General features: G+C 66.8%; 2 protein-coding genes. Both read left to right on the plus strand.

The features are described from left to right. The coding region (locus tag ACX27O_RS33030; RefSeq protein ID WP_458940601.1) for an FG-GAP repeat domain-containing protein at window positions 1-638 on the plus strand (638 nt) is incomplete at its 5' end. Window positions 639-756: 118 nt separating this feature from the next. Further along, the coding region (locus ACX27O_RS33035; protein WP_458940602.1) for a GH25 family lysozyme at window positions 757-1,739 on the plus strand (983 nt) is incomplete at its 3' end.

The raw sequence follows: 1,739 nt of genomic DNA on the forward strand, positions 1-1,739 counted from the left end.
TCGAGTTGTTCACCTCGCTGGGCACCACCAGTGGTGGGTTCGGCACGTTCACCGGCAGCTACAAGATCCCGGCGAACGCCTGGACCTGGGACTCGTTCCGGACCATCGCTGGTGACTACAACGGTGACGGTCGTGCGGATCTGGCGGCGATGTACTACCAGGCCGACGGGTCGATCACCATGCACACCGCGCTGGCGAACACCAGCGGTGGGTTCGGGGCGTTCACCGGCAGCCTGACCGTGCCGGCCAGCGCCTACTGGAAGTGGGACTCCGTGCGGTTGACCACCGGTGACTTCAACGGTGACGGCCGCGACGACGCCGGAATGCTCTACCGCTACAAGGACGAGTCGATCGAGTTGTTCACCTCGCTCGGCAACGCCAGTGGCGGGTTCGGCACGTTCACCGGCAGCTACAAGCTCCCCGCGAACTCCTGGAAGTGGGGTTCGTTCAAGACGATCACCGGAGACCACAACGGCGACGGTCGGTCGGACGTGGCCGCCATGTACTACCAGGCCGACGGATCGATCACGATGCACACCGCGTTGGCGAACACCAGCGGTGGGTTCGGTGCCTTCACCGGCAGCCTGACCGTGCCGGCCAGCGCCTCCTGGTACTGGGACGCCATCCGCCTTCTCTGATTCTCCCCTCGCCGCGGGAGGGCTCGACCGTCGAGCCCTCCCGCACGCGTCGCCACGTCGGACCAGACCAGCATCAGCCGGCGCCCACCCGCGCCCGTACGCCGAGGAGTAACCAGCAATGATCAGTACAACGAGGTCGGGCGCCATCGCCGCGTTGGCAGCGGTCGCCCTGCTCGCGGTCGCCACACCGGCCGTCGCCAAGGACCCGGGCGCCGACGCCCCGAACGGACACCCGGCCATCTCCGACCTCTCCCGAATGACAGCTACCGCGGCGGTGCCCCCGGGCTATCCGGTGACGGGCATCGACGTCTCACACCATCAGGGCACCATCAACTGGTCGACGGTGGCCGCCGCGGGCGCGAAGTTCTCCTACGCCAAGGCCACCGAGGGGCTCTCCTTCATCGACAGCTCCTTCACCGCCAACTTCCGAGGCGCGAAGCAGAACGGCATCCTGGCCGGCGCCTACCACTACGCCCGCCCCGACAAGTCCGACGGCACCAGCCAGGCGAACTACTTCCTCGACCACGCCCAGTACACCCAGGACGGCAAGACGCTCATCCCGATGTTGGACATCGAATGGCCCTGGGAGGGGTCGGGTGCGCCCTCCCCGTGTTACGGGCTGAGCACGAGCCAGATGTCGACGTGGGTCAAGCAGTTCGTCGACCGGGTCTACGCGCGCACCGGCCAGCGAACGATGATCTACACGAACACCAACTGGTGGAATCCGTGCACCGGCAACAACGCGACGTTCGGCGCCAACCCGCTCTTCATCGCCAACTACAGCTCCACGTACAAGCCGTTGCCCGCGGGCTGGAACCAGTTCACCCTGTGGCAGTACTCGGACAGCGGCTCCCTGCCGGGCGACCAGGACGTGTTCAACGGAAGCCTCAGCCAGCTCCAGGCGCTCGCCGGCGGCAGCCCGGCACCGACTCCGGTCGCGGACCCGGACGTGGTGCAACTGTCCGGGGACTTCAACGGTGACGGTCGCGACGACGCCGCCATGCTGTACCACTACAACGACGACTCGATCGAGTTGTTCACCTCGCTGGCCAACGCCAGTGGCGGGTTCGGGGCGTACTTCGGCAGTTACAAGCTGCCGGC

It is taken from the genome of Micromonospora sp. SD19 (assembly GCF_054462275.1).